At 73.1% G+C, this 24,116-nt stretch carries 20 protein-coding genes and 1 pseudogene; 17 read left to right on the top strand and 4 right to left on the bottom strand.

The annotated features are described in order from the left end of the window. The 5 genes and pseudogenes from ACZ4Z3_RS34980 to ACZ4Z3_RS35000 form a co-directional block, all read left to right on the top strand. A pseudogene (locus ACZ4Z3_RS34980) lies at nt 1–478 on the top strand (2-oxoacid:acceptor oxidoreductase subunit alpha); the annotation flags it as partial. Continuing rightward, nucleotides 471–1,571 (top strand): 2-oxoacid:ferredoxin oxidoreductase subunit beta, encoded by a 1,101-nt coding sequence (locus ACZ4Z3_RS34985; RefSeq protein WP_468504828.1) that lies wholly within the window; start codon nt 471–473, stop codon nt 1,569–1,571. The pseudogene ACZ4Z3_RS34980 and the gene ACZ4Z3_RS34985, both read left to right, overlap by 8 nt. Before the next feature lie 207 nt (nt 1,572–1,778). Further along, entirely contained in the window at nt 1,779–2,633 is an 855-nt protein-coding gene (locus ACZ4Z3_RS34990) for an NAD(P)H-binding protein (RefSeq protein WP_468504829.1), read from the top strand. Between the two features lie 129 nt (nt 2,634–2,762). Next, nucleotides 2,763–3,791: an EamA family transporter RarD gene (rarD, locus tag ACZ4Z3_RS34995; protein ID WP_468504830.1), complete on the top strand. Its 1,029-nt coding sequence runs from the start codon at nt 2,763–2,765 to the stop codon at nt 3,789–3,791. A gap of 320 nt (nt 3,792–4,111) precedes the next feature. Further along, entirely contained in the window at nt 4,112–5,065 is a 954-nt protein-coding gene (locus ACZ4Z3_RS35000; RefSeq protein ID WP_468504831.1) for a M28 family metallopeptidase, read from the top strand. Between the two features lie 220 nt (nt 5,066–5,285). Here the strand turns inward: ACZ4Z3_RS35000 and ACZ4Z3_RS35005 are convergent, their stop codons facing one another. The 4 genes from ACZ4Z3_RS35005 to ACZ4Z3_RS35020 all read right to left on the bottom strand — a co-directional run bounded on the left by ACZ4Z3_RS35005 (nt 5,286) and on the right by ACZ4Z3_RS35020 (nt 10,659). Then, nucleotides 5,286–6,089, bottom strand: a complete 804-nt coding sequence (locus tag ACZ4Z3_RS35005) for a hypothetical protein (protein ID WP_468504832.1) — start codon at nt 6,087–6,089, stop codon at nt 5,286–5,288. Beyond that, entirely contained in the window at nt 6,079–8,673 is a 2,595-nt protein-coding gene (locus tag ACZ4Z3_RS35010) for a hypothetical protein (RefSeq protein WP_468504833.1), read from the bottom strand. The genes ACZ4Z3_RS35005 and ACZ4Z3_RS35010 overlap by 11 nt, the downstream gene beginning before the upstream one ends. A gap of 7 nt (nt 8,674–8,680) precedes the next feature. Continuing rightward, on the bottom strand, nt 8,681–9,523 hold the full coding sequence (locus ACZ4Z3_RS35015) for a hypothetical protein (RefSeq protein ID WP_468504834.1): 843 nt from the start codon (nt 9,521–9,523) through the stop codon (nt 8,681–8,683). A gap of 98 nt (nt 9,524–9,621) precedes the next feature. Further along, nucleotides 9,622–10,659 (bottom strand): peptidoglycan DD-metalloendopeptidase family protein, encoded by a 1,038-nt coding sequence (locus ACZ4Z3_RS35020; protein WP_468504835.1) that lies wholly within the window; start codon nt 10,657–10,659, stop codon nt 9,622–9,624. A 541-nt stretch (nt 10,660–11,200) separates the two neighbouring features. Between ACZ4Z3_RS35020 and ACZ4Z3_RS35025 the strand changes: the two genes are divergently transcribed. From ACZ4Z3_RS35025 to ACZ4Z3_RS35080, 12 genes are all read left to right on the top strand, one after another. Then, a complete protein-coding gene (locus ACZ4Z3_RS35025) occupies nt 11,201–11,749 on the top strand; it encodes a DUF6668 family protein (protein ID WP_468504964.1) in 549 nt (182 codons plus the stop codon). Beyond that, nucleotides 11,746–12,006, top strand: a complete 261-nt coding sequence (locus ACZ4Z3_RS35030; RefSeq protein ID WP_055717291.1) for a hypothetical protein — start codon at nt 11,746–11,748, stop codon at nt 12,004–12,006. The genes ACZ4Z3_RS35025 and ACZ4Z3_RS35030 overlap by 4 nt, the downstream gene beginning before the upstream one ends. 373 nt (nt 12,007–12,379) lie before the next feature. After that, entirely contained in the window at nt 12,380–12,679 is a 300-nt protein-coding gene (locus ACZ4Z3_RS35035) for a hypothetical protein (protein WP_055521280.1), read from the top strand. A 34-nt stretch (nt 12,680–12,713) separates the two neighbouring features. Further along, entirely contained in the window at nt 12,714–13,496 is a 783-nt protein-coding gene (locus ACZ4Z3_RS35040) for a DUF8175 domain-containg protein (protein WP_468504836.1), read from the top strand. 1 nt (nt 13,497) lies between these two features. After that, nucleotides 13,498–14,700, top strand: a complete 1,203-nt coding sequence (locus tag ACZ4Z3_RS35045) for a hypothetical protein (protein ID WP_468504837.1) — start codon at nt 13,498–13,500, stop codon at nt 14,698–14,700. Between the two features lie 162 nt (nt 14,701–14,862). Beyond that, a complete protein-coding gene (locus tag ACZ4Z3_RS35050; protein WP_468504838.1) occupies nt 14,863–16,356 on the top strand; it encodes an SCO6880 family protein in 1,494 nt (497 codons plus the stop codon). Further along, nucleotides 16,353–17,846: an ATP/GTP-binding protein gene (locus ACZ4Z3_RS35055; protein WP_468504839.1), complete on the top strand. Its 1,494-nt coding sequence runs from the start codon at nt 16,353–16,355 to the stop codon at nt 17,844–17,846. The genes ACZ4Z3_RS35050 and ACZ4Z3_RS35055 overlap by 4 nt, the downstream gene beginning before the upstream one ends. Before the next feature lie 167 nt (nt 17,847–18,013). Beyond that, on the top strand, nt 18,014–19,765 hold the full coding sequence (locus ACZ4Z3_RS35060; protein WP_468504840.1) for a type IV secretory system conjugative DNA transfer family protein: 1,752 nt from the start codon (nt 18,014–18,016) through the stop codon (nt 19,763–19,765). Between the two features lie 34 nt (nt 19,766–19,799). Further along, nucleotides 19,800–20,213, top strand: coding sequence for a DUF4913 domain-containing protein (locus tag ACZ4Z3_RS35065; protein ID WP_468504841.1), 414 nt, complete (start codon nt 19,800–19,802; stop codon nt 20,211–20,213). 145 nt (nt 20,214–20,358) lie between these two features. Then, a complete protein-coding gene (locus ACZ4Z3_RS35070; RefSeq protein WP_468504842.1) occupies nt 20,359–20,925 on the top strand; it encodes a hypothetical protein in 567 nt (188 codons plus the stop codon). Between the two features lie 7 nt (nt 20,926–20,932). Further along, nucleotides 20,933–22,303: a tetrahydrofolate dehydrogenase/cyclohydrolase catalytic domain-containing protein gene (locus ACZ4Z3_RS35075; RefSeq protein WP_468504843.1), complete on the top strand. Its 1,371-nt coding sequence runs from the start codon at nt 20,933–20,935 to the stop codon at nt 22,301–22,303. A 378-nt stretch (nt 22,304–22,681) separates the two neighbouring features. Then, the gene (locus ACZ4Z3_RS35080) at nt 22,682–24,091 is read left to right on the top strand and encodes an amidase family protein (protein ID WP_468504965.1); all 1,410 of its coding nucleotides are present in this window, start codon (nt 22,682–22,684) and stop codon (nt 24,089–24,091) included. Nucleotides 24,092–24,116 lie beyond the last annotated feature (25 nt).

The raw sequence follows: 24,116 nt of genomic DNA on the forward strand, positions 1-24,116 counted from the left end.
CATCCCCGGCACCCCCGGCCTGGAACACCGCATCGGCGGCATCGAGAAACAGGACGGCACCGGCAACATCTCCTACGACCCCGCCAACCACGACTACATGGTCCGCACCCGCCAAGCCAAGATCGACGGCATCGACGTCCCCGACGTCGAGGTCGATGATCCGCACGAGGCGCGGACGCTGGTCCTCGGCTGGGGGTCCACCTACGGTCCGATCACCGCCGCGGTGCGGCGGCTGCGGGCGGCCGGGGAGTCGATCGCGCAGGCGCATCTGCGGCATGTGAACCCGTTCCCCCGGAATCTGGGCACCGTGCTGCAGCGTTACGACAAGGTGGTGATCCCCGAGATGAACCTCGGGCAGCTCGCCACGCTCATCCGGGCGAAGTACCTGGTCGACGCCCACTCGTACAACCAGGTGAACGGCATGCCGTTCAAGGCGGAGCGGCTCGCCGCGGCTCTCAAGGAGGCCATCGATGGCTGAGACGACGACCGGTGCGACCGGCTCGTCCGGGGAAGGCACGGGCACGATCGAGGCGCTCTCGCTCGTCCCGAAGGCCGAGGCCAAGCAGTCCATGAAGGACTTCAAGTCCGATCAGGAGGTGCGCTGGTGCCCCGGCTGCGGTGACTACGCGATCCTCGCCGCCGTCCAGGGCTTCATGCCCGAACTCGGCCTCGCCAAGGAGAACATCGTCTTCGTCTCCGGCATCGGCTGCTCCTCCCGCTTCCCGTACTACATGGACACCTACGGGATGCACTCCATCCACGGCCGCGCCCCCGCCATCGCCACCGGCCTCGCCACCTCACGCCGCGACCTCTCCGTCTGGGTCGTCACCGGCGACGGCGACGCCCTCTCCATCGGCGGCAACCACCTCATCCACGCCCTCCGCCGCAACGTCAACCTCAAGATCCTCCTCTTCAACAACCGCATCTACGGCCTCACCAAAGGCCAGTACTCCCCCACCTCAGAGGTCGGCAAGATCACCAAGTCGACACCCATGGGATCCCTGGACGCCCCCTTCAACCCGGTCTCCCTCGCGATCGGCGCCGAAGCCTCCTTCGTGGCCCGCACCGTCGACTCCGACCGCAAACACCTCACCGACGTCCTGCGCCAGGCCGCCGCCCACCCCGGCACCGCACTCGTCGAGATCTACCAGAACTGCAACATCTTCAACGACGGCGCCTTCGAGATCCTCAAGGACCGCCAACAGGCCGAAGAAGCCGTCATCCGCCTCGAACACGGCCGGCCCATCCGCTTCGGCGCGGACGGCACCCGAGGCGTGGTGCGCGACCAGACGACCGGCGACCTGAAGGTCGTCACCGTCACCCCCGACAACGAGGCCCGCGTCCTCGTCCACGACGCCCACGCCCCCTCCCCCACCACCGCCTTCGCCCTCTCCCGGCTCGCCGACCCCGACACCCTGCACCACACCCCCATCGGCGTGTTCCGCTCCGTCGACCGACCCGTCTACGACACACAGATGGCCGACCAGCTGGACACCGCGATCGAGCAGTACGGCAAGGGCGACCTGGCGGCGCTGCTCGCGGGCGGGGACACCTGGACGGTCGTCGGCTGACGGTCGGCGGCTGACGGTCGGCGATTGACCTGCGACGCACATCCGAAGAGGCCCGGTCCGCACGCTCGCCGTGCGGACCGGGCCTCTTCGCATGGGGCCACCACTGGGGCCACCAGGGGGGTACTTACCTGAAAGTGGGTACTTTCGAAGAGTTAGCGCACCTCCTAGGGTTAGTGGCGCACTCGCCCCCCCTGGAGGAGTTTCATCATGAGCATCGTCGTCACCGGAGCGACCGGGCACCTCGGCACGTTCGTCGTCGAGGGCCTGCTGGAGAAGGTTCCGGCCGAGCAGATCACGGCCGTCGTACGCAACGAGGAGAAGGCCGCCGGGCTCGCGTCGCGCGGTGTGAAGATCGCCGTGGCCGACTACAGCGCCCCCGAGACCTTCGACGGCGTCATCTCCGCCGGTGACAAGGTCCTGCTGATCTCCAGCAGCGAGATCGGCAACGACCGCGTCGGGCAGCACACGGTCGTCATCGAAGCCGCCAAGGCCGCCGGTGCCGCGCTCCTCGCCTACACCAGCGGGCCGGGCACCCTGACGGCGGCGCTCGCGGACGACCACCGGGGCACCGAGGAGGTGCTGCTCGCCTCCGGTCTGCCGTACGTGCTGCTGCGCAACGGCTGGTACCACGAGAACTACACCGAGCAGCTCGGCCCCGTCCTGGAGTACAACGCCGTCACGCACGCCGCCGGTGAGGGCCGCGTGTCCTCCGCCGCCCGCGCGGACTACGCGGCCGCCGCGGTCGCCGTACTGACCGGCGAGGGTCACGAGAACAAGACGTACGAGCTCGGCGGCGACGTCGCGTGGAGCTTCGCCGAGTACGCGGCCGAGCTGAGCCGGCAGAGCGGCAAGGAGATAGCGAACAACGCCGTCTCCGTCGACGCCTATGTCGGCATCCTCACCGGCGCCGGCCTCCCCGAGCCGGTCGCCGCGATCCTCGCGGGCGTCGACGCGTCCGTCGAGAAGGGCGAGCTGGTCGTCTCCTCCGGTGACCTCTCCCGGCTGATCGGCCGCCCGACCACGCCGATCGCGGACTCGATCGCTGCGGCGCTCAAGGCCTGAGCGCCCGAATGACGGCCACCCCCCGGCTGTCATGACCGTATGGCGATACGGGCATGACAGCCGGGGGTGGTCGGCGTTACCTTCGTGGGACCTGGGCCGCGGGGCGCGGCCGGTCGAGAAGGAGGGGCCGTGGCGGCGCAGTCGAAGGGCGAACACCGGATAGGTCTGCTGAACGGCTTCGCGGCGTACGGGATGTGGGGGCTCGTCCCGCTGTTCTGGCCCCTGCTCAAGCCCGCCGGCGCGGTGGAGGTCCTCGCCCACCGCATGGTGTGGTCCCTCGGCTTCGTGGGGATCCCCCTGCTGGTGCTGCGCCGCTGGGCGTGGGCCGGTGAGCTGCTGCGGCAGCCGCGCAAGCTCGCCCTGATCGCGGTCGCGGCGGCGGTCATCGCCGTCAACTGGGGCGTCTACATCTGGGCCGTGAACAACGGCCAGGTCGTCGAGGCATCCCTCGGCTACTTCATCAACCCGCTCGTCACCATCGCCATGGGCGTCCTGCTCCTGAAGGAACGGCTGCGGCCCGTGCAGTGGGCGGCCGTCGGCATCGGCTTCACCGCCGTCCTCGTGCTGACCATCGGCTACGGGCGGCCGCCGTGGATCTCGCTCTGTCTCGCCTTCTCCTTCGCCACGTACGGGCTGGTGAAGAAGAAGGTCAACCTGGGCGGCATCGAGTCGCTCGCCGCGGAGACCGTGATCCTCTTCCTGCCCGCGCTGGGCTATCTGCTGTGGCTGGGCTCGAGCGGCGAGTCCACCTTCGGCACGGAGGGCACCGGGCACGCCTTGCTGCTGGCCTCGACCGGGCTGGTCACCGCGCTGCCGCTGGTGTGTTTCGGGGCGGCCGCGATCCGGGTGCCGCTGTCCACGCTGGGGCTGCTCCAGTACATGGCGCCGGTGTTCCAGTTCCTGCTCGGGGTGCTGTACTTCGGCGAGGCCATGCCGCCCGAGCGGTGGGCGGGGTTCGCCCTGGTGTGGCTGGCACTGTCGCTGCTGACGTGGGACGCGCTGCGGACCGCCCGCCGCTGGGGCGGGCCGCGTACGGCGAAGGCGCAGCCGGAGGCCGCGCCGGCACCCCTGTCGGCGCCCGCGCCCGAGGCCGTTCCGGAGGCTGTCGCCCAGGCTGCGCCCGAGGCCGAGGCGGTCGCCCCGAAGACCGCGGGCTGAGGTACGCCCCCGCTTCCTCACGCGCCGCTCGCACCCGCTCCCACCCGCTCGCACCAGACGGTGATCCTTCAGAATCCCCTCCCCCCACACAACGGCGGGCCGCCTCCCCAGCGGCCCGCCGTCGCCCTGTCCGGCCGCTCCGCCATGCCGTCGGCCACGGTTTCGCCCACTGAGTCCGGCATGCGAACACCCGTGGCCGAATACCGCTCTTGACGGAAAGTCAGCCCCGCCCGCACCATCCAGGCACCTCATTCACCGGGATTCGACATGGACACGCCAACAGCGGTCCACGCGGATCCCTTGGAATTCGGAGCCCCCACATGAAGCTCTCTGTTCCAGTCACCAGGCGTGCCGCTGCCGCCGTCGCCGTCGCGGCGGCCACGCTCCTCACCAGCGGGTCCATAGCCGGGGCGGCTCCCGTCCCGGAGGCGGTGACCGCCGCGCCCGACCTGCCCGTGGCCAACGTCAAGGCCCACCTCACCCAGTTCCAGTCCATCGCCACCGCCAACGGCGGCAACAGAGCCCACGGACGCGCCGGTTACACGGCGTCCCTGAACTATGTGAAGGGCAAACTGGACGCCGCCGGTTTCACCACGACCGTGCAGTCCTTCACGTCCGGCGGCCGCACCGGGTACAACCTGATCGCCGACTGGCCCGGCGGCGACACCAACAAGGTCGTCATGGCCGGTTCGCACCTCGACAGCGTCACCTCCGGCGCCGGCATCAACGACAACGGCTCCGGTTCCGCCGCCGTGCTGGAGGCCGCGCTGACCGTGGCCCGCACCGGCTACCAGCCCACCAAGCACCTCCGGTTCGCCTGGTGGGGCGCGGAGGAGCTGGGCCTGGTCGGCTCGCGCTACTACGTCAACAACCTGTCCTCCGCGAACCGCGCCCGGATCAGCGGCTACCTCAACTTCGACATGATCGGGTCACCGAACCCCGGGTACTTCGTCTATGACGACGACCCCACCATCGAGAAGACCTTCAAGGACTACTTCGCGGGCATCGGTGTCCCCACGGAGATAGAGACCGAGGGCGACGGCCGCTCCGACCACGCGCCGTTCAAGAGCGCGGGCGTCCCGGTGGGCGGCCTCTTCACGGGCGCGAGCCGCGCGAAGACCGCCGCGCAGGCCACCAAGTGGGGCGGTACGTCCGGGCAGGCGTTCGACCGCTGCTACCACTCGTCGTGCGACACGACGTCCAACATCAACGACACGGCCCTGGACCGGAACTCGGACGCGCTGGCGTACGCGGTGTGGGAGCTGTCGAAGTAGGAGCGGACAGCTGGGGGCGGGGTTAGGGGCCCGCCGGCCGGGGGCGCGGGTGCCGTGACGGGCACCGGGCCCTTGAGAGCGGAGCGGTGGCGAGGCGATGCGGCGGTGGGTCGGCGCTCGCGCTCCGTGCGGGGGCTTGTTCGTGTCCGGGGCCGGTCGGCGACGCCATGTTGCCGACCGGCCCCGGAGGCGTGTCGGCCGGGTATCAGTGGTGTGTGGGTCAGCGGCGGTGGGGCGCGCCCGGCCCCGGTGCCGGTCGTACGGCGGGGGTCGGCGGGCGGGTGGTCGGTGCGGAAGTCGTGCGGGGGACGGGCGCGGTGCGGGGCGTCGCCGTGCTCGTGGTGGTGGCTCTGCGGGGCGCGATCGCCGTGTGTTCGGCCGTGAGGGTGTGGGACGGGGGCGTCGAGCGGAGGCGGGAGGCGACCGCCGTGGGCATGCGGGAGCCTCGGGTCAGGTCTGCGGCGACCGCGGAGCGGAGGGCGCCGATCCGGGCCAGGTGCGCCCCGAGCCGCTCCGGGCCGAGCGACGCGACATCGACGTTCAGGGCGGCCCGTACGGACGCCGGGTGCGTCGGAATCGGCGCGGCGCCCCTCGCGGGGGCGCGGGCCGGGTCGAGTCCGGCGGAACGCAACGCCGCGGCACGCACACTCCAGGGGGCCTCACCGGAGCTGCGGGGCCGGGGCGTACGGGCGTGACGAGGGCCGGGGGTCCCATGACCGTCGTGGGCGCGTGCCGGTCGGGCGGCCCGGTCATCGAGCGTGCGCCAACTCATCGTGCCGGTCAGCTCGTTGACGTGGACCTCCACGCGGGGGCGAGCGGTGCGCTCCGGGGGTGGGGACGGCCGCCGCCGGGTGGTGCGGTGGCGGGCGGCCTCCGGGAGGGGGGCGGGGGTGGACGGAGGCGCCGGGGTGCGGTCGTTGCCGGGAGCGGTGGTGTTCCGGGCCGCTCCCGGTGCCGAGCCGCGGCCGGCCGTCCGGGGGGTGGCGTGGTGGTGGGGGCCGCCGTGTCCGTTGTCACTGGCCATGGGCGTGCGGGCTCCTCGCATAGGGGTCGGCGTCCAGCGCGCGGGCCCGTTCGGCGAGGCGGCCCATACGGGTGCGGGCCTTCTCCAACTGCTCCACGTCGTCGGCGGCGGGACCGGAGTCCGCGGCCAGCTCGGCCCACACGGCGATCAGGTCGCGGCCCAGGTGCAGCCCCTGGAGCGGGTCACGGATCGCACGCCAGGCCGCCGCCGCGCTCTGGACGTTGCCGTACGCCGCGCGGGGGTCGCGCAGCCGGTGCCGTAGGGCGGCCAGGTCGAGGGACAGATGGAAGGACCTGAGCGCGTCACCGGCCAAGTAGGCGATGTACGCGGTCAGTTCACGCAGGCGGAGCACCTCGGCGTGCTGGGGGCCGAGGGTCGCCGTCGCCTGGGCCACGGTGTGCTCGGCCATCTCCGCGGCCTCCTGGATACGGCCCATCTTCACCGCCTCGTTGATGCGCGAGACGGGCTCGGCGAAGGGCGAGGGGGCCACCGCCCCGTCGGACTCCTCCAGGTCCAGCACGGACTCGGCGACGTCGAACTCGCGCACCGGCGCCGGCTTGGGCCCGGGGTCCTCGTCCACCACTTTCCACTCCGGAGCGGAGTAGGGGTCGGCCGCGGACTCCTCCGGCGGGGCCGGTACGAGGGCGGGTTCCGGCGCGGTCACCTGCACCGGGGTCGGCAGCGGAGTCGGCGGCGCCGCCGGCGGCCAGGGCTGCGGGTCCAGCGAGACCGGCCCCGATTCCGGGACCACGTCGGAGGGGTGGGCGGAGACGTGCTCGGCCGCGCCGACGGCCGGGTACTCCGCCTCCCCATCGGACGTGCGGGCAGGGCCTTGAGGCACCGGGGCCTGGTGAACCGACGCCTGATGCGGAGGCCACGGCTGCGGCTCCAGGGCGGCCGGACTCAGCTCGGAGGCCGGGGCCGGGGCCTGGTCCATGTCCGGGGCCTGAGCCTGGTCCATGTCCGGTGCCGGGGCCTGGGCCTGGGCCGGTACGGCGTCGGTGACCTCGACGGGGGCCTGCGCCGCCGCCGAGTGCCGCCCCGGTGGCCACGGCTGCGGCTCCAGGGCGCTGGGGCTCAGCTCCGGGGCGCTGGGGCTCAGCTCCGGGGCGGGTGCCGGGTTCGGCGCGTGGGAGGGTGCGGCGGGCGACGGGTGGGTGGGTTCGGCATCCGACGTGTAGGCGGATGCGCCACCCCGCGCGGGGCCGAACTCCCCGACCGGGGGTACGGCGACGCCGGTGGACTGGGCCCCCGCCTGGCCGTATTCACCGGTCAGGGGTGCGGCCTCGTGGCCGGGATCCGCCCCTGCCCGGCTGTACGCGTCCGCCTCCGGCACAGCCGTACCGGCGGGCTCGGCCGCCACCCCGCCGTACTCCCCGGCCGCGGGCGCGGCCGTGGAGGCGGGCTGGGTCGTCCCGCCCTGGAGGTGGGGGGCGTCGTCGGAGGTCGTGGCGGTGCCGGGGGGCGTGAGGGGGAGATCGGGGGTGCGGGACGGCCGGGCGAGGGGGCCGTCCGTGGGCTCCGGGACGGCGCGCAGGACGAAGGTCGACGGGGCGACACCGCCCGCCGCCGGCTTCGCCGCGGTGAGCGGCATCGTCCGGGGCTCCCGCTTCGGCTCGGCGGCAGCAGGGGGCTCCGCCGGGGCGGCGCCCGCCTCCTGGCCGGGAGCGGTGGCCTTCGCGGCCGTCAGCGGAAGCGTGCTCGGCTCCCGCTTCGGCCGCTCGGGAGTCACCGGGTGACCGACCGGGTCCCCGGTTGACGGCGTCGGCTTCACCGCCGACAGACGCATCGTGCTGGGCTCCCGCTTCACCTGCGGCTGCGGCGGCGATTGCGACTGCTGGGGCCGCGGCTCCGACGAGTGCGGCTGTTCCGGCGCGTGCGGCTGCCCCTGCGTGTGGGGCCGCTCCGGCGCGTGAGGCTGCTCCGGCGCGTGGGGCTGCTCCGGCGCGTGGGGCTGCGCCTGGGCGTGACCCTGCGGCTGAGCGTGACCCTGCGGCTGCTGGGGCTGACCGTGGTGCTGCTGCGACGGTGCCTGGGCGTGAACCTGCGGCTGGGCGTGCGGGGATTCCGGAGCCGGCGGCTCCTGCTCGGGCATCCCCCGGGCCGCCGACTCCGGTACGGCCCGCAGCACATACGTCGACTTGTCCCGCCGCGGCCCCGGCGCGGCGACCGGCTCGGCCACGGGCGGCGCGGCAACGGGCTCGGCCACCGGCCGCGCGGGCGGGGCCGCCGGCGCGGGGCGGGACGGTGTCGTGACGTCTCCCCTCGGCTCCGCGACCTGGACCGGCTCGCCCGCGAAACGGCTGGAGCCGTCGACGAGGACCTGGAGCGGTACGACGTAGCCGATGCGCTCGTCGTGGACCGTGGCGAGGACCGGGTGGCCGGTGGCGAGTGCGAGCCGGTGGAGGTAGTCGAGCGCGGCGGTCTGGAGGGACTCCCCCGCGGCCACCGGCACCGGCATGCCGCCGACGGTCGCGCCGGCCTCCGCCGAGACGCGCACGTCGATCGGGGTGAGCCCGGCCGGTGCCGGGGCGCGGTTCGCGCGCTTGAGTTCCCGCTTCTGTTCGCGGCTGAGTCGAGTCATCGTTCCCTCACTCGGGTCGGTCAGAAGGAGAAACGGCGGACGGGAGGTCGAAGGACACCGGTGACACGGGAGACACCGGCGACGTGGGAGACACCGGTTTCCCGCCGGCTCCCGTGTACGACGCTGTGGAAGGCGACGCCGTCGGTGACGTCGGTGGTTGCGCCGCGGCCTCCACCGTACGCACATCGTCGACCCGCCACGGCTCGCCCTTCCCCGAACGCACCAGCTTCAGGTACACCGTGGCCTGTGGACCGGTCCCCGTCCAGCCGTCCCGGCCGTGCGCCTCGCCGTCGACGAACACGGCGCGGTACGCCTCGGTCGCGGTGTCGGAGGGCGCGTCACCGTCGTCGTCGAACTCCACCTCGACGGTCGTCCACGCCTTGTGCGCCGCCCAGGAGTTCCAGTTCTCGCCCGCGCCGCTCGCGGGGCGGTACGAACGCTCCGCCTTCCGCTTGTCCGGGGTGAGCCAGCGCGCGGTGCGCAGGACGGCGTCGTGCGGGCTCATGTCGTACTTGGTGTCGTAGCCGTACGCGACCTCGACCCACGCCCTGGAGACGGAGGTGGCGTCCAGGTCGTCCACGCCGGAGGGGCTCGGTACGCGCGCGTCGTCGCCCAGCGGTCTGCCGGACGGCAGCGGGGCCTTGGGGGCGATCGACGGTTCGGCCGAGGCGCCGGGGCCGCCGCCGACCGTCTCGCGGTGGTCCTGCAGACCGCACGCGGTGAGGACCGCCACGCCGGTCACGGTCGCGAGCACCACCGCCCCGGCCCGGCGGAGCCCGCCGGACGCGCCGCGCCCGCCCGCTCCCGTACGGGCGTCGGGCATCCGGCGCCCGTCGCTCCTCCTGACCATCGTCGTCCCCCTCCTCACCTCGGTGTCCTTCCCCGTCGTCATCGTCGTCCCCGACGTCATCGTCCGTGCCGTCACCACAGGCCTCACCACAGGCCTCACTACAGGCCCAGCCAGGGCGCCGGATCCACGTACTTGCCGTTCCGCATCACCTCGAAGTGGAGGTGGGCGCCGGTCGAGTAGCCGGTGGAGCCCACCGGGCCCACGCGCTGGCCGACCTTGACGTGGTCGCCTGCCTTGACGTTGAGGCCCGCGAGCATGTGGTTGTACGTGGTGGAGATCTGGTCGCCGTCGATGGTCCCGTGGGAGATGACGACGCGGTTGCCGTATCCGTTGGTCCAGCCGGCGAAGGTGACCACGCCGTCGCGCGCGGCCAGCACCGGGGTGCCCGCCGCCACGCCGAAGTCGGTACCGGTGTGCAGCTTGCGGACGCCGAGCGTGGGGTGCATGCGCCAACCGTACGGGGAGGTCACGGGCGGGTTGCCGGCCAGCGGCATCGCCATCTGCTTGCCCGGCGGGAGCTTGCCGGGCGGGTCGTCCACCGACTCGTACTTGGCGATCAGGGACTTGATGCGGACGACGTAGTCCTGGGTCTCCTTGTAGGGCGGGATGCCGCCGTACTGCTCGACCGCGCCGGGGCCCGCGTTGTACGCGGCGAGCGCGAGGTCGAGGGTGTCGCCGCTGGCCTGGCCGCGGTCCTTGTAGCCCTGGACCTGCTTGGCCAGCGCGCAGTCGTAACGGCCCTGCGCCATGATCGCGTCACCGGGGTCGTACGGGGATATCCGGCCGTTGCCGTCGTCGTCGCGGCCCCAGGTCTTCCAGGTGCCCGGCATGAACTGGCTCAGGCCCTCGGCGCCCACGGGGGACTGGGCGTTGGGGTTCCAGCCCGACTCCGCCTCGATCTGCGCGGCGATCACGGCCGGCTTGATGATGTCGCACATCGAGCCCGCCTTGAGCACCCACGGCACGTACTCCGCCGGGACCTGCCCGTCCTTGAGGCCGCCGCCGACGCCGCCCTGTTCCTCGGCATCGGCCTGGCCTCCCCCGCTCACCCCGACCATCAAGACCACGGGCATCATCACGGCCGCGACGCAACCGCCGACCACCCAGCGCGTGGCGGACCCACCCCCGTTGGACATCTGCTCCCCTCAGCGTCGAAGTCCAGTCATGTTCCTGCCAGTCCAGGCCGGCCAGTCGAGTCTCTCCGCTCACCCGCGCTCCCCGCGTCACCAGCACGTCACAGGCTCGTAGCAGGAACTCACGCCCCAATTCCCAAGCGCGCGAACCCCGGTGAAGATCGGAGGCAGGCACCGCGCCGAGGCTGATTCGCCTCGGCTTCGCGCGTCGGCGCGGGTCCACGAAAACCGGCCGACACGGCGCGAAGCCGACAGTCGACAGCGGCGACGCCGGACAGCGGTGAACGACGCGGAGGTACGGCGACGATGACGGCATGACAGACCACATGGCTACGGCGGCATGTCGGCGGCTGGGTAAGACTCGGCGGCAACAACCGTTGGCGGCGCGGCGAGTCGGTCAGCGGCGACAACCGCCGGCGGCGTAGCACGCTGTTCGGCGGCAACAACCGTCGGCGGCGCAACACGCTGGTCGGTGGCTCGGTGTGCGCCTGTCGGCGGCTGAGGTGGGCGTTGGGTCAGGGAGACTTCGGGGATGGCTGTGGACATGGGGGAGAGTGGTGATGCGGTGATGCAGGGGAATGCAGGGCAGGCGACGGCCGGGCCGGAGATCTGGGTGCGGGGGCCCGTCGGGGAGGCGGAGGTGCTGCCGCAGGTGCCGGAGCCCCTGACGGCCGCCGGCGCGCGGCGGTTCTCCTGGGTCGCCACACACGGCGGCGCCGGGTCCACCACCCTCGCCGCGGTCTTCGGCGGTCACGACGCGGGCCGCAACTGGCCCCGGCCGGAACACGGTGAGCCCGGATCCGTGCTGCTGGTGGGCCGGACGCACGCCGCCGGACTCGACGCGGTCTCGCACACCCTCGACATCTTCCGGCGGGGCGACGCGCCGCCGGGACTCGACCTGGACGCGATCGTGCTGGTCGCGGACGCGCCCGGGCGGCTGCCGCGGCAGCTCGTCCAGCGCGTCAAGGTGATCGGTTCGGTCGTCGACGTCCACCGCGTGCCCTGGGTGCCCGCCTGGCGCACCGGCGATCTCACCGGCCCTCCGCCGCGGGAGAGCGCGGCGCTGGCCCGTCTCACCGGGAGGACCCCATGAGCCACACCGTGTACGCAGCGGCCACCACCCTGGCCGGGCCTCCGGGGACGGTCACCTACGAGCTGAACTACGTGCTGAACATCCTCGCCTGGCTGGTGACGGCGGCCGGTGTGTGCGGGCTGCTGCTCGTCGGCTCCCGTATGGCCATCTCACTGCGGTCCGGGGAGGGCGACGAGCACCTCACCCAGTTCGCGATGGTGATGGGCGCGTGCATCATCGGGGCGACAGCGGGGCCGATCGTGGACTTCGTGATGTGACGGAGCGTGACTGACAGCGGGTGACGGCCCGTCGGTTCCGGGGGAACCGACGGGCCGTCACCATATCCACACACCCACCCCCTCTTTCGCACACCGGTACGACACACTCCGCTTCGCCGCAGGTCCGGGGCCTGATGACGGCATGTCACTGTCCCGGACATGACGAGCAGTTCCCGTCTGTCACGACCACGTCACCGCCCAGTGGCGGATCACTACATCGCTTGGCTCAGGGTCACCACAGTCGCCAAGCTCACAGGGCGAACGGGAACCCGAGCAGCTGACTCCGGTCCCGCCAGCATCCCAAGCACCCATCCGCTCAAGTGAGTTGACGTCGACCGCTCCGCCGCGGCCGACCGAAACGGGGAGAAACCACATGCTGAACGCGATTGCCACCAAGGCGCAGCAGGCCGTCTACCTGGCCGACGGGACCGTCCCGAACCCGAACCGCGACGCCCCCGGCGCGCTCACCGGCAAGGTCGACACCGTGCTCGGCATCGTCGCCTGGGCCGGTACCGCGGCGGGCGTCGCGGGCGTGCTGATCACCGGCGCGATGATGGCGATCTCGATGCGCCGCGGTGAGGGCTCGGAGCACATGGGCCGCCTCGGCATGGTCCTCGGCGGCTGTGTCCTCGTCGCCGCCGCCGGCCCGCTCGTGAACTTCGTCTTCGCGTAGTCCATCAGCCGGCGAGTCGAAAGGGGGAGCGACGATGCTGAACTCCGGCCGGGCCCGAGGGGGCAGCGGGGAGTGGGAGCAGCCGTTCTGGCAGCAGCGGGGCTGGATCCTGTCGGCCGGGTTCCTGGGGGTGCTGGTCGTCCTCGCGGTGCTCTTCGCGATCACCGGCAACGGCGCCGACGGGTCGTCCGGCGCGTCCGGCGACCCGAACCCCGCACCGACCTCGGACTCGGGGTCCGGGTCCGGCTCCGGTGACGGCGGTTCGAAGGACCGTCCCGCCGGCTGCCGTACCGACGACAGCGTGCAGGCCCGGCCCACCAAGGCGCCGCGCGACTTCCACTGGAAGGCCAACGGCACCGGTCTGGTCCCGGTGTCGAAAACCGCGGGCCCGCTGAAGTACGACGGTCCGGTCTGGTCCTGCTTCGCCCGCACCCCGATGGGCGCCGTCATGGCCGCCCACTCCATCACCGACCACCTCAGCTACGACGGCTGGCGCGAGGTCGTCGACCGGCAGGTCGTGCCGGGCGCCGGCCGTGACGCGCTGGTCAGGACGCGTGCGCAGTCCGGCGACAAGTCGACGACGGGATCCCCGGACGCGGGCGGCTACACCGGCTTCACGGTCCTGACGTACAACCGCTCGCAGGCGACCGTGATGGTCCTCGTCAGCGGCATGGGGAGCGGCGGCTACGGCTCCGCCTCGGTGACCGTGCGCTGGCAGGACGGCGACTGGAAGCTCGTCCCCGAGGCCGACGGCACGATCTACGGCGGTGTGTCGCAGGTGAGCGGCACCGACGGCTTCGTCACCTGGGAGGCGTGACATGGGCTGCTCCTGGAAGATCTACGACTGCGTCATCGAAGAGGGCGGCAAGCAGTTCACCGAGGGTGCCGTCGTCGTCTTCGCGAAGGCGATCGGTGACGGCGCGTCGGAGGTGCTCAAGGCCCTCAACGGTGTCTGGCTGAACATTGATGTCAAACAGCCGGCGGGCAATGTCACCCACGGCAACCCCACGATGGACCCGGGCAGTCCCATCGGCCTGATCACCGCGGAGATCAACTGGATCGTCGCGTACGTGGCGGTGACCTCCCTGCTCATCGCGTCGATCCGGATGGCGATCGACCGAAAAGGCCAGTCGATGAAACAGGCGTTCATGGGGATGTGGAAGGTCATCCTCGTGGGTGCGGCGGCCGTACCGGTGGTCACCGCGCTGATGAAGGCGTCGGACGCGTACGCGGTGGACGTGTACAAGAAGTCCAATCTCGGTAACACGGCCTCCGAGATGCTGGGTGTGCTGACGCTCAGCCAGCCCGGTCTGGTGCTGATCTTCGGTCTGCTGGTGATGCTGTCGAGCTTCGTGCAGATCGTGCTGATGTACATCCGCATCGGTGTGCTGATCATGCTGGTCGGCACGCTGCCGCTGGCCGCCGCCTCCTCGATGACCGGGTGGGGCGAGGGCTGGTGGAAGAAGCACATCGGGTGGCTCGCCGCCTGGCTGCTGTACAAGCCGGCGGCGGCCCTGATCATCTACTCGGCCACGTCCATGACCAAGGACAAGGAGGATCTGGACGCGGTCATCGCGGGCATGGGCATGCTGATCATGGCGGTGTTCGCGCTGCCCGCCCTGCTCAAGCTGATCGTCCCGGCCACCGCCGCCCTCGGCGGCACCTCGGGCGGCACGGTCGCCCTCAACGCCGCCAACAACATCGCCTCTGGCGCGGTCAGCATCGCGGGCAGCGCCGCCGGCAGCGGTGGAGGCGGCGGCGGAGGCGGCTCCGCGGGCCCGCAGGGCTCGCCGTCCGCGGGCGCGGGCTCCTCCGGGGGCGCCGGCGCGGGTGGCGCGGGCGCGGGCGGAGCCGGTGGCGCGGGCGCGGCGGCCGGTACGGCGGCCGCGGGCGCGGCCACGGCGGGCGCGGCCGTGGCGGTCCAGGCAGCCGCGGTCGTCGTACAGACCGGCATGCAGGCCGCGAGCGAGATCACCAACTCCCTCGGCGACAACGACGGAATGAAGGGCCACAACCAGTAGCCCGCCCCCGCGCCCCGGGAAGGAGGGCGAAGCCCGTCCCTTCCAGGGGCGCGGGGAACTGCGCGACCAGCCACGACGGCCTCGCGGCCGCCCGATCTCCCGAAACCCCCGAGCTCGTAGGCACTCGGAACCCACGAACCACAGCCGGAAGAAGGATTCCCCATGTCCACCGACGCCCTCACGCGTCCCACCTACGGAAACTGGCGCCGGCCCCGCCGCCCCGGCCTCGGCCCGTTGGGCCTCCTCGGCACCGTGGTCGCCTTCGGCGGACTCCTCGTCGCGCTGCTCGCCTCACTCGTCTCGCTGACGGCGGCGATCGTCGTCCTCATCCCCGTCGGCCTCTTCCTCGCGCCGCTCGCGCTGCGCACGGTCGACGGCCGCAACGTCTATCAGGTGGTCGCGGTGCGTATCGGTTGGTTCAGGCGCAAGGCGAACGGCTCCCACACCTACGTCTCCGGCCCGCTCTCCCGCCGTACGGGCGGCCGCTACCACCCGCCCGGTCTGCTCGCCCGGACGCGGATGCACGAGGGCCGGGACGCCTACAACCGCTCCTTCGGCGTGCTCCACCACCCCGGCCGCAACCTCTACACCGTGGTGCTGGCGTGCGAGCCGGACGGCGGTTCGCTGGTCGACCCCGAACAGGTCGACATCTGGGTGGCGTCCTGGGGCGACTGGCTCGCCCGCCTGTCGCACGAGCCGGGCCTGCGCGGCGCCCAGGTCGTCGTCGAGACGGCGCCCGACACCGGGACGCGGCTGGCCGCCGAGGTCCTGCCGCGGATCTCACCGGACGCGCCGGCCGCCGCCCGCGCGGTGATGGAGGAGGTCGTCGCCCGCTACCCGTCCGCCTCGTCGGAGATGCACACGTACATCGCCCTGACCTACGGCCCCTCCGGCGGCCCCAAGCGGAGCATCGAGGACGTCATCACCGATCTGTCCATGCGGCTGCCGGGCCTGCTGTCGGGCCTGGTCGCGGCCGGCGGCGGCTCCGCCTACCCACTGTCCGCCGAGCGGCTCTCGGAGGTCGTCCGGGTGGCGTACGACCCGGCCGTCGCCCCCGATGTGCTGAGCACCCGCGCCGAGCAGTCCACCACCGGCCTGGAGTGGGCCGACGCGGGCCCGGCGGCGGCCGTGGAGTCGGTGCAGTCGTACAAGCACGACTCGGGTGTCTCGCGCACCTGGATGCTGACGCTCGCGCCGCGCGGCACCGTCCGCTCCAGCGTGCTGCGGGGACTGCTCGAACCGGCCGCCGGGACGCGCCGCAAGCGGGTCTCGCTGATCTACCGCCCGATCGACCCGGCGACGTCGGCGCGGATCGTGGAGTCCGACCGTCGTGCCGCGCACTTCATGGCGGGCTCCAAGCGCGGGCTCGTCCAGGCGCGCGCGAGCTCCGAGATGCAGGCGGCCGAGCAGACCGCGGCCGAGGAGGCGGCGGGTGCCGGGCTCGTGGAGTTCTCGCTGATGGTGACGGTCACCGTCGACAACGAGGAGCAGCTCCCGGACGCGGCGATCACCGTCCGCAACCTCCAGGCGTCCTCGCGCATCCTGATGCGCCCCGCCGACCGTATGCAGGCCTCGGCGTTCACCTGCACCCTCCCCGTCGGCCTGCTGCCGTGGGAGCACACCCTCGTTCCGTACCAGATCCGGGAGGCGCTGTGACCAGGTCCAGCACGTCCGCCACTCGTCCCGCACGACCCCAGACGGCGCCCCCGCGCGGCTGGCCCGGCCCCGGCGGCGGACAGGTCGGGCACGTCGACCCGCCCGCGCTGTGGCGGGCGACCACCGTCCAGGCGTGCGGGCTGTGGCCCTTCGCGGCGGGCTCCGGCGCGCCCATGACGGGGGTGCCGCTCGGGCAGCACCTCCAGACGGGCGCCACGGTGTGCGGGGACCCCATCTCCTGGTTCACCCGCGCCCGGTACATCTCCAACCCGTCGCTGTTCATGCTCGGCATGCCGGGCCTCGGCAAGTCCACGCTCGTCAACCGCATGCTCATCGGCATGTCGGCGACCGGGGTCACGCCGCTGGTGCTGGGCGACCTCAAGCCGGACTACGCCGACACGGTGCGGGCGCTCGGCGGCCAGGTGATCTCCATCGGGCGCGGTGTCGGCGGCATCAACGTCCTCGACCCCGGCGCGATGGGCGAGGCGGCGGCCCGCATCGGCGGCGAACGCGGCCGGATCCTCGCGGCCGAGGCCCACGGCCGGGTGCTGAACATGGTCGCGGCGCTCATCACGATCGTGCGGGGCCGCCCCATGGACGACCACGAGCAGTCGGTGCTGTCGGCGTGCCTGCACCATCTGACGGAGCGTACGAAGCCGGGGCGGGCGCCGCTGCTGCCCGATCTGCTGAAGGTCCTCGACGAGGGCCCGGACCGGGTCCGCGCGGTGACGCTGGACCGGGGCAACGAGGCGCGCTACCAGGAGGCCGTCGACCCGCTGCACCGTTCGCTGCTGGGTGTGCTGGACGGGCCGCTCGGCGACACGTTCGCCTCCGAGACGTCGACCCGGATCGACCCGGCGTCCCCCGCCGTGTGCGTCGACATCTCCCGGATCGGTGAGGCGGACACGCAGCTCACGGCGGCGGCGATGCTGGCGGCCTGGTCGGACGGGCTCGGCACGGTGGCGGCGGCCCACGCCCTCGCCGACGCGGGCCTCGCCCCCCAGCGCTGGTTCTTCACGGTCCTCGACGAGCTGTGGCGCCCCCTGCGGGCCGCCTCCGGCATCGTCGAACGCATCGACGCGCTGACCCGTCTGAACCGCTCCCTCGGCCTCGGCGACGCGAAGATCACGCACACGTTGAAGGACGCGGAGGCGCTCGGCAGCGAGGCCGACCGGGCGAAGGCGCGGGGCTTCGTGGAGCGGGCCGGGATGGTGGTGTGCGCGGGCCTGCCGCGTACGGAGATGCGGGAACTCGGCGAGATCGTCGGCCTGTCGGAGCGCGAGATCGAACTGGTCTCGTCCTGGTCGTCCCCGCCGGGGTGGGCCAGCACGGGTGGGAACGAGGAACCGCCGGGGCGTGGCCGCTTCCTCATCAAGGTGGGCGGGCGTCCGGGCATCCCGATCAAGGTGTCGATCACGGACACGGAGCGGGAATTGCACAACACGAACACGCGGTGGAACCGGCCGACGTTGTCCAAGGGCGCCTCATAGCTCGGGGGTGCGGGTTCGTCGGCTTGTGCGGGTGCGTCGTGGTTTCTCGCGCACTTCCCACCCACCCGCGGCCGCTCACGCACCCCACGGCCCCACCCCCTGCCGCGCCCGACCGGGGTCGAAGCGGCGAGGAAGCCACATCAACCGACTGACGGGGGAACCAGGACATGAGTACACGCAAGAAGCCGCACAGCACCGCCGACGATCTGCTCCCATGGGTCGTCCCCGGCGTCGCCCTCCTCGCCGGCACCCTGTTCTTCGCCGCCTGGCTCGGCGGCACCCTCGGCGCCGCCCTCACCGGCAACGGCTGGGACCCACCGCCGTTCACCCTGGAGACGATGTCCACCCTCGTGAAGGAGGGCCCGGCGACCGTCTGGCCGACGACGTCCACCGGCGCGATCACCGCCGGCATCGGCACCGTGTTCGGCGCGGCCGTCGCCCTCCTCATCACCCCGGTCGTCCTGATCCGCCGCCGCGCAGCGAAGCCCACCGGTCTGGCCGGCCGCAGGGAACTCGCCGGTCTCCTCCCGAAGGGCGCCGCCGCCCGCGCCCGCCAACTCCGCCCGTCCCTGCCGAAGTCGGGCCGCCTCGACCCGGACGACACGGGCAACCTCCTCGGCGACCTGGAACCCGGCGGCCCCGAGCTGCGCAGCAGCTACGAGGACGTGGAACTGGACCTGATGGCGCCGCGGGCGGGCAAGTCCACCGGCATCGCCGTCCCCCGCGTGCTGCGCGCCCGCGGCAGTGTCCTGCTGACCTCGAACAAGGCGGACGTCTACAGCGTCACCCGCGCCGAACGCGAACGCGCGGGCACGGTGTGGACGTTCGACCCGCAGGGCATCGCCCACACCCCGCGCGGCCTGTGGTGGGACATGCTCGCCGACGCCGCGACGATCGAGGGCGCCCGCCGCCTCGCCGGTCACTTCGTGGGCGCCGTCAACGACGACGCCTCCAAGCGGGACTTCTGGATCTCGGCGGCCCAGAACACCCTCACGGCCCTGTTCCACGCGGCCAACCGCGGCGGACGGCAGGTCGGGGAGGTGCTGGCCTGGCTGGCGGACCCGGCCGACCGTACGCCCGTCGACCTGCTGCGGGACGCGGGCATGGCGGCCCTCGCCGACCAGCTCCAGGGCACCGTCCAGGGCGCGGTGGAGACCCGCGACGGCATCTACGAGACGGCCCGCCAGTGCGTGGCCTGCCTCCTCGACCCGACGATCGCGGCCTGGGTGAGCCCCGACCCGGAACTCCCGCAGTTCCTGCCCGAACGGCACGTCCTGTCCTCGGACACGCTCTACCTGCTCTCCAAGGACGGCGGTGGCTCCGCGGCCGGGGTGATCGCCGCGTGCGCCGACTCCGTACTGCGCGCGGGCGTCGTCGCCGCCGAGCGGATGGGCGGCCGTCTCGACCCGCCGATGACGGCCGTGCTGGACGAGGCCGCGAACGTCTGCCGCATCTCCGACCTGCCCGACCTGTACTCCCACTTCGGCTCGCGCGGCATCAACGTCGTCACCCTGCTCCAGAGTTACCGGCAGGGCACGCGCGTGTGGGGCGACGCCGGGATGGACGCGCTGTGGGGCGCCGCCACCATCAAGCTGCTCGGCGCGGGCCTCGACGACGCGGACTTCGTGGAGAAGGTCTCCCGGCTGGTAGGCGAGCACGACGTGTCGACGGTGAGCTACTCCCGTAGCAAGGACGGCAGGTCGCGCTCCACGTCGTACCGCCTGGAACGCATCCTGCCCGCCGACCGCATCCGCGCCCTCCCCAAGGGCACCGCGCTGCTTCTCGCCACCGGTGTGAAGCCGGCCCTGGTCCGGCTGCGCCCCTGGTACGCCGAGCCCGGCGCCGACCGTATCGCCCTGGCCGCCCAGGCCGAGGTCAAGGCCATCACGGCCCGCGCCACCGAGAGCTTCGTCCGTTGAGCGCGGGCCACGACGCCCAAGAAGGGAGCCCCCGATGACCACGGCTGTGGACCAGCCCGGCGTGGAGGAAGCGGTGTCCGCCTCACCGCCGTTCATCCTCTACCTCGACGGCGCCGAGTACGCGGAGGAGATGCGCAGCCTGGCCGTCTGGGTCGGTGATCTGCTGCTCCCCGTGTACGGCCGTGAGGTCAGCTCCCAGCAGCCCTGGTGCCCGCGCTGGTGGGAGCACCTGGAGGCGGTGGCCCGGCTGCACGCCCTGTGGCTGGCCTGGCAGGAGCTGACCGACCCGTCGGCGGGCCTGTCCGGCCCGGCCGTCTGGCACCGGGACCACCTGGGCCCCGTACTCGCCGAACTCCGCTCCCCGGCGGGCCCGTTCGCGGGCTGCAAGGCGGGCAGCCACCGGGCCAAGCAGCCGCCGGCCGCCGAACCGTACGGGACGGACCCCTGAGGGCGGCGGCCGGCCTCAATACCCTGGACCGGCGCGCGGTGGATCATCGCGCGGCCGGCAGCGGGAACGCGGTCCCGGCCTCTGCCGTACGCGGGTTCCCGGACACACCGACGGCCGCCGTCACACGGCCGACAGGAGAAACACCATGAGCACTCCGACCACCCCGAACAGCCCCACCGATCCCAGCGACGACGGCAACCACAGCAATCACGGCAACCACGACGGCACCAGCAGCCCCGGTGGCTCCGAGGGCTCCACCAACCCGACGCTCCGGTACTTCGAGGACGTCGTCGACTGGCGCCATCGGCGGGCCGGGCGGGCGCACACGCTGGTGCGTGCCGTCCACTCGACCACCACGGGGCGGGTGGTCGCGGTCGTGTCCGAGCTGGCGAGCAACCCCGACGACCGCGGCGTCACCGACGACTTCGGCAGCGTCGCGGACGCCGTGCTGCCCGCGCTGCGGCGGGCGTTCGGCGCGGAGCCGGTGGAGGTGTTCTGGATCGCCCACTTCGGCGCGTTCTCGTACCACGACCCGACCGGGCCGGAGTCCTTCACCCAGATCCTCCTGACGGCGGGCCCGAACGGCCACGTCGACGACCTGACGGGCGACCGGACGTTCACCGTCCGGGACGTCGAGGAGCTCCTCGGCCGCGCGCTCGAACCGGTCGACCGGGTGCTCGCCCGTATCGACCACGAAGCGACCCGGGGGTGAGCCGGCGATGACCGAGCACGTGTCGGGGCGGGATGTCCTGCGCCAGGCGAAGGAGCTGTACGAGCCCTACCGGAACGACGTGGCCCCGACGGGGCAGCGCGTGGCGATCATCCGGTTCCAGCCCGCGGAGAACGATCCCCCGGACTGGAAGATCAAGCTGGAGGCGTCGAAGGTCTCCGCCGAACAGAAGGTGAAGAGTTTCGAGCACCTCGGTTTCCGGGCGGACCATGTGGTGATGCCGCCGGGCACCACGCGTGCGCAGTTCGCGGAGGTGTTGGAGCGGGCCAACCAGGATCCGCAGACCCGCGCGATCATCGTGCAGTTCCCGCCGCCGGCCCATCTCCAGCCGCTCGTCCAGCGGATGGACCCGGCGAAGGACATCGACGCGCTCACCAAGGGCCGCTCCCCCTACAACGCGTGCGCCACGGCCGAGGGCATCTGCCGGGTCGTGGAACCGTTCGCCAAGGACGACCCGGTGATCGCGGTGGTCGGCAGCAAGGGGTTCGTCGGGCAGGGCGTGGTCACGACGCTGCGCGAGCAGGGCCACCGGCTGATGGAACTCGACGCCGGTGACGACCTGCGGCGGGTGCGCGACGCCGACATCGTCGTCTCCGTCACCGGCAACCCCGGCATCCTCGGCCCCGACCACCTCAGGCCCCACCACCGGCTCGTCGTCGACTCCGGGTTCGTCCCGCAGGCGGACGGAAGTGTGAAGGGGGACGTCCAGCGGGAGGCGTACGGCATCCCGCAGCACCTCACTCCGGTGCCGGGGGGTATCGGGCCGGTCGAGATGGCCACGCTCATGGAACGCGTGGTCCGCCGCGAGGTCGACCCCGACGCGCCCTCCTGGAAGGTGGACCCCCGCCCGTACCTGACCAAGGACCAGCTCAGCCAGGGTGCCCCGGGGGCCCGGGGACCGTCCCCCGGGACGGTGACAGCGACCCAGGCCGCGCAGGCGGCCCAGGCGGGCGAGGGCCGGCAGGTGGCGGGTGAGCGGGCTGTGGTGGGTGGGCAGTCGGTGGGACAGCAGGCGGCAGGGCAGCAGGCGGCAGGGCAGTTGGGGGCCGGTGGCTCTCAGGGGCCCGGTCAGCAGGCGTCCGGAGGGCCGGCGGCCGGGGCGCAGACAGCGGGCGGGGCGGCGGGGCCGCAGAACCCCGGGCCACAGGCGTCCGGCTCGCAGGCAGCCGGTTCGCAGGCAGCCGGTTCGCAGGTGTCCGTCGGCAATCCGATCGCGCAGGCCGCGAGACTCCGTACCGGGGCCGGGCACGGGGGTGTCGGCCCCGGTACGGTCAACCCGACCGCCGGGCCATCCGCACCGACCCGCGCCCAGTCGCCGGTCCCACCGAAGCCGCCGACGCCCGGAGGCCCGGGCCGCTGAGCGCGGGGCACCGGCCGCCGGCCCGGGTGCCGACACCAAGCGGACACGGTTGATGAGCGCGAACTTGGCTGGCGAGCGGCGCGGCCGAGCCATGCGGGAGGGAACCTGGAAGACGGGGAAGCCCGCACCACGTGCAGCCAGCGGGGGCGCCGCCCCATCGCCCCCGCTCCAGACAAGGAGCACTTACCCGCCCGCACGCCCCCGCCCGGCTCCAAGCCGGTTGCCACCCGCACACCCCCGCGCACACCGCGCACCCCTCCGCCACAGGAACCCGAGAAGGCCATGCAGCCGCACCGCTCCCAGCCCCACCCTTCCCCCCTCCACGCCCTCTCCCTCGGCCCCCGACCCCTCGGTGCCCTCCCGCCCGGCGGCTTCCCGATGCCGTCGGCCGTGCGGATCGCCGCCGCCGTGCGGGCCGGGGACGTACGGGCCGTCGATGTCGTCGCCGAGTGTCTCGGGCGGATCGCGGCGGCGGAGCCCGCGTTGCGCGCGTTCGCGGAGGTGTGGGCCGAGGACGCGTTGCGGTGGGCGGCCGACGTGGACCGGCGTGTGGCGGCCGGTGAACCGCTGCCGCTGGCCGGCGTGCCGATCGGGGTGAAGGGCCGGTCGGGGCTGCGTGCCGCACCGGCGCGGGCGCTGATAGCGGCGGGCTGCGTCCCCGTCGGCGCGACCTCGGTGCCAGGTCGCGGCACCCTCTGGCAGACGTGGGGCCTCGGCGCCGGTGGCCGTACCGTCAACCCCTGGCGGTCCGACCGGACCCCGGGCGGCTCCTCGGCCGGTTCCGCGGCGGCGGTGGCCGCCGGCCTCGTGCCGATGGCCACCGGTACCGACGGCGCCGGGTCGGTGCGGATCCCGGCCGCGTGGTGCGGCGTCCTCGGCCTGAAGATCACGAACGGCCGACTGCCGTCCGCGGACCGCACGGGGTTGGCAGCACCCGGCGTCCTCACCCGGTACGCGGCGGACGCGGCGGCGTACTGGCGCTGCGTCCGCGGCGAGGACCCCCAGCGCGCCGAACCGTTCACGGATCCGCCGACCACCGCCCTCGGCCAGGACGGCAGCCCGCCTGGCGAGAACACCCTGCCCGGCCAAGACGGCGACCCGCACGGCGAAAACACCCTGCCCGACGAGGACACCTCACCCGCCGAGAGCCCGCCGCCCGGCGACGGCACCCCGGCCGCCGAGGACGCCCCTTCCAGCGACGGCACCCCGTCCACCGGTGGCCCCCTGCCCGGCGACGGCACCCCGTCCACCGGTGGCCCCCTGCCCAGCGACGGCACCCCTCCCCCCATCACCGCCATCTGGTCGGCAGACCTCGGTTTCGCCGAACCCGACCCCGAGCCCGCCGCTGTCGCCCACGCCGCCGCGCTCCGGCTCGTGGACGCCGGCCTCCTGCGTCTCGTGCAACCGGCGCGGCCCCTACGTCTGGACGACCCGGCCCCTGCCTGGCTGGCTCTACGTGACTCCTCGGCCGCGGATGCCGGGGCCGGGCGCACCGCCGTCGACGCGCTCCGAGCCGGGAACGACCTGCGGCTCGCGGCGATCTTCGCCGACGCCGATCTGCTCCTGACCCCGGCCACCCCCAACGCCCCGCACGGCCACGAAGGCCCCGGTGACCGTTACTCGACGGCCCTCACCTGGGCGTTCAACCTCAGCGGCCACCCCGCCCTGAGCCTCCCGGCGGGCTTCGGCTCCGACGGCTGCCCGGTCGGCCTTCAAGTGGTGGCCCGCCACGGCAAGGAGGACCTGCTGCTCGGCCTGGCCCGCGCGACCGAAGCCGCCCTCGCGTAGGCCCCCAGCCCCGTCCCCGTCCCCG

The organism is Streptomyces sp. NPDC030296, assembly GCF_055572815.1.

What these genes read in the sequence shown, in the direction of transcription:
- ACZ4Z3_RS34985 (WP_468504828.1), top strand. Translation starts at nt 471, where the DNA reads ATGGCTGAGACGACGACCGGTGCGACCGGCTCGTCCGGGGAAGGCACG.
- ACZ4Z3_RS34990 (WP_468504829.1), top strand. Translation starts at nt 1,779, where the DNA reads ATGAGCATCGTCGTCACCGGAGCGACCGGGCACCTCGGCACGTTCGTC.
- ACZ4Z3_RS35000 (WP_468504831.1), top strand. Translation starts at nt 4,112, where the DNA reads ATGAAGCTCTCTGTTCCAGTCACCAGGCGTGCCGCTGCCGCCGTCGCC.
- ACZ4Z3_RS35005 (WP_468504832.1), bottom strand. Translation starts at nt 6,089, where the DNA reads ATGGCCAGTGACAACGGACACGGCGGCCCCCACCACCACGCCACCCCC.
- ACZ4Z3_RS35010 (WP_468504833.1), bottom strand. Translation starts at nt 8,673, where the DNA reads ATGACTCGACTCAGCCGCGAACAGAAGCGGGAACTCAAGCGCGCGAAC.
- ACZ4Z3_RS35015 (WP_468504834.1), bottom strand. Translation starts at nt 9,523, where the DNA reads ATGGTCAGGAGGAGCGACGGGCGCCGGATGCCCGACGCCCGTACGGGA.
- ACZ4Z3_RS35020 (WP_468504835.1), bottom strand. Translation starts at nt 10,659, where the DNA reads ATGTCCAACGGGGGTGGGTCCGCCACGCGCTGGGTGGTCGGCGGTTGC.
- ACZ4Z3_RS35025 (WP_468504964.1), top strand. Translation starts at nt 11,201, where the DNA reads ATGGGGGAGAGTGGTGATGCGGTGATGCAGGGGAATGCAGGGCAGGCG.
- ACZ4Z3_RS35030 (WP_055717291.1), top strand. Translation starts at nt 11,746, where the DNA reads ATGAGCCACACCGTGTACGCAGCGGCCACCACCCTGGCCGGGCCTCCG.
- ACZ4Z3_RS35035 (WP_055521280.1), top strand. Translation starts at nt 12,380, where the DNA reads ATGCTGAACGCGATTGCCACCAAGGCGCAGCAGGCCGTCTACCTGGCC.
- ACZ4Z3_RS35040 (WP_468504836.1), top strand. Translation starts at nt 12,714, where the DNA reads ATGCTGAACTCCGGCCGGGCCCGAGGGGGCAGCGGGGAGTGGGAGCAG.
- ACZ4Z3_RS35045 (WP_468504837.1), top strand. Translation starts at nt 13,498, where the DNA reads ATGGGCTGCTCCTGGAAGATCTACGACTGCGTCATCGAAGAGGGCGGC.
- ACZ4Z3_RS35050 (WP_468504838.1), top strand. Translation starts at nt 14,863, where the DNA reads ATGTCCACCGACGCCCTCACGCGTCCCACCTACGGAAACTGGCGCCGG.
- ACZ4Z3_RS35060 (WP_468504840.1), top strand. Translation starts at nt 18,014, where the DNA reads ATGAGTACACGCAAGAAGCCGCACAGCACCGCCGACGATCTGCTCCCA.
- ACZ4Z3_RS35065 (WP_468504841.1), top strand. Translation starts at nt 19,800, where the DNA reads ATGACCACGGCTGTGGACCAGCCCGGCGTGGAGGAAGCGGTGTCCGCC.
- ACZ4Z3_RS35070 (WP_468504842.1), top strand. Translation starts at nt 20,359, where the DNA reads ATGAGCACTCCGACCACCCCGAACAGCCCCACCGATCCCAGCGACGAC.
- ACZ4Z3_RS35075 (WP_468504843.1), top strand. Translation starts at nt 20,933, where the DNA reads ATGACCGAGCACGTGTCGGGGCGGGATGTCCTGCGCCAGGCGAAGGAG.
- ACZ4Z3_RS35080 (WP_468504965.1), top strand. Translation starts at nt 22,682, where the DNA reads ATGCCGTCGGCCGTGCGGATCGCCGCCGCCGTGCGGGCCGGGGACGTA.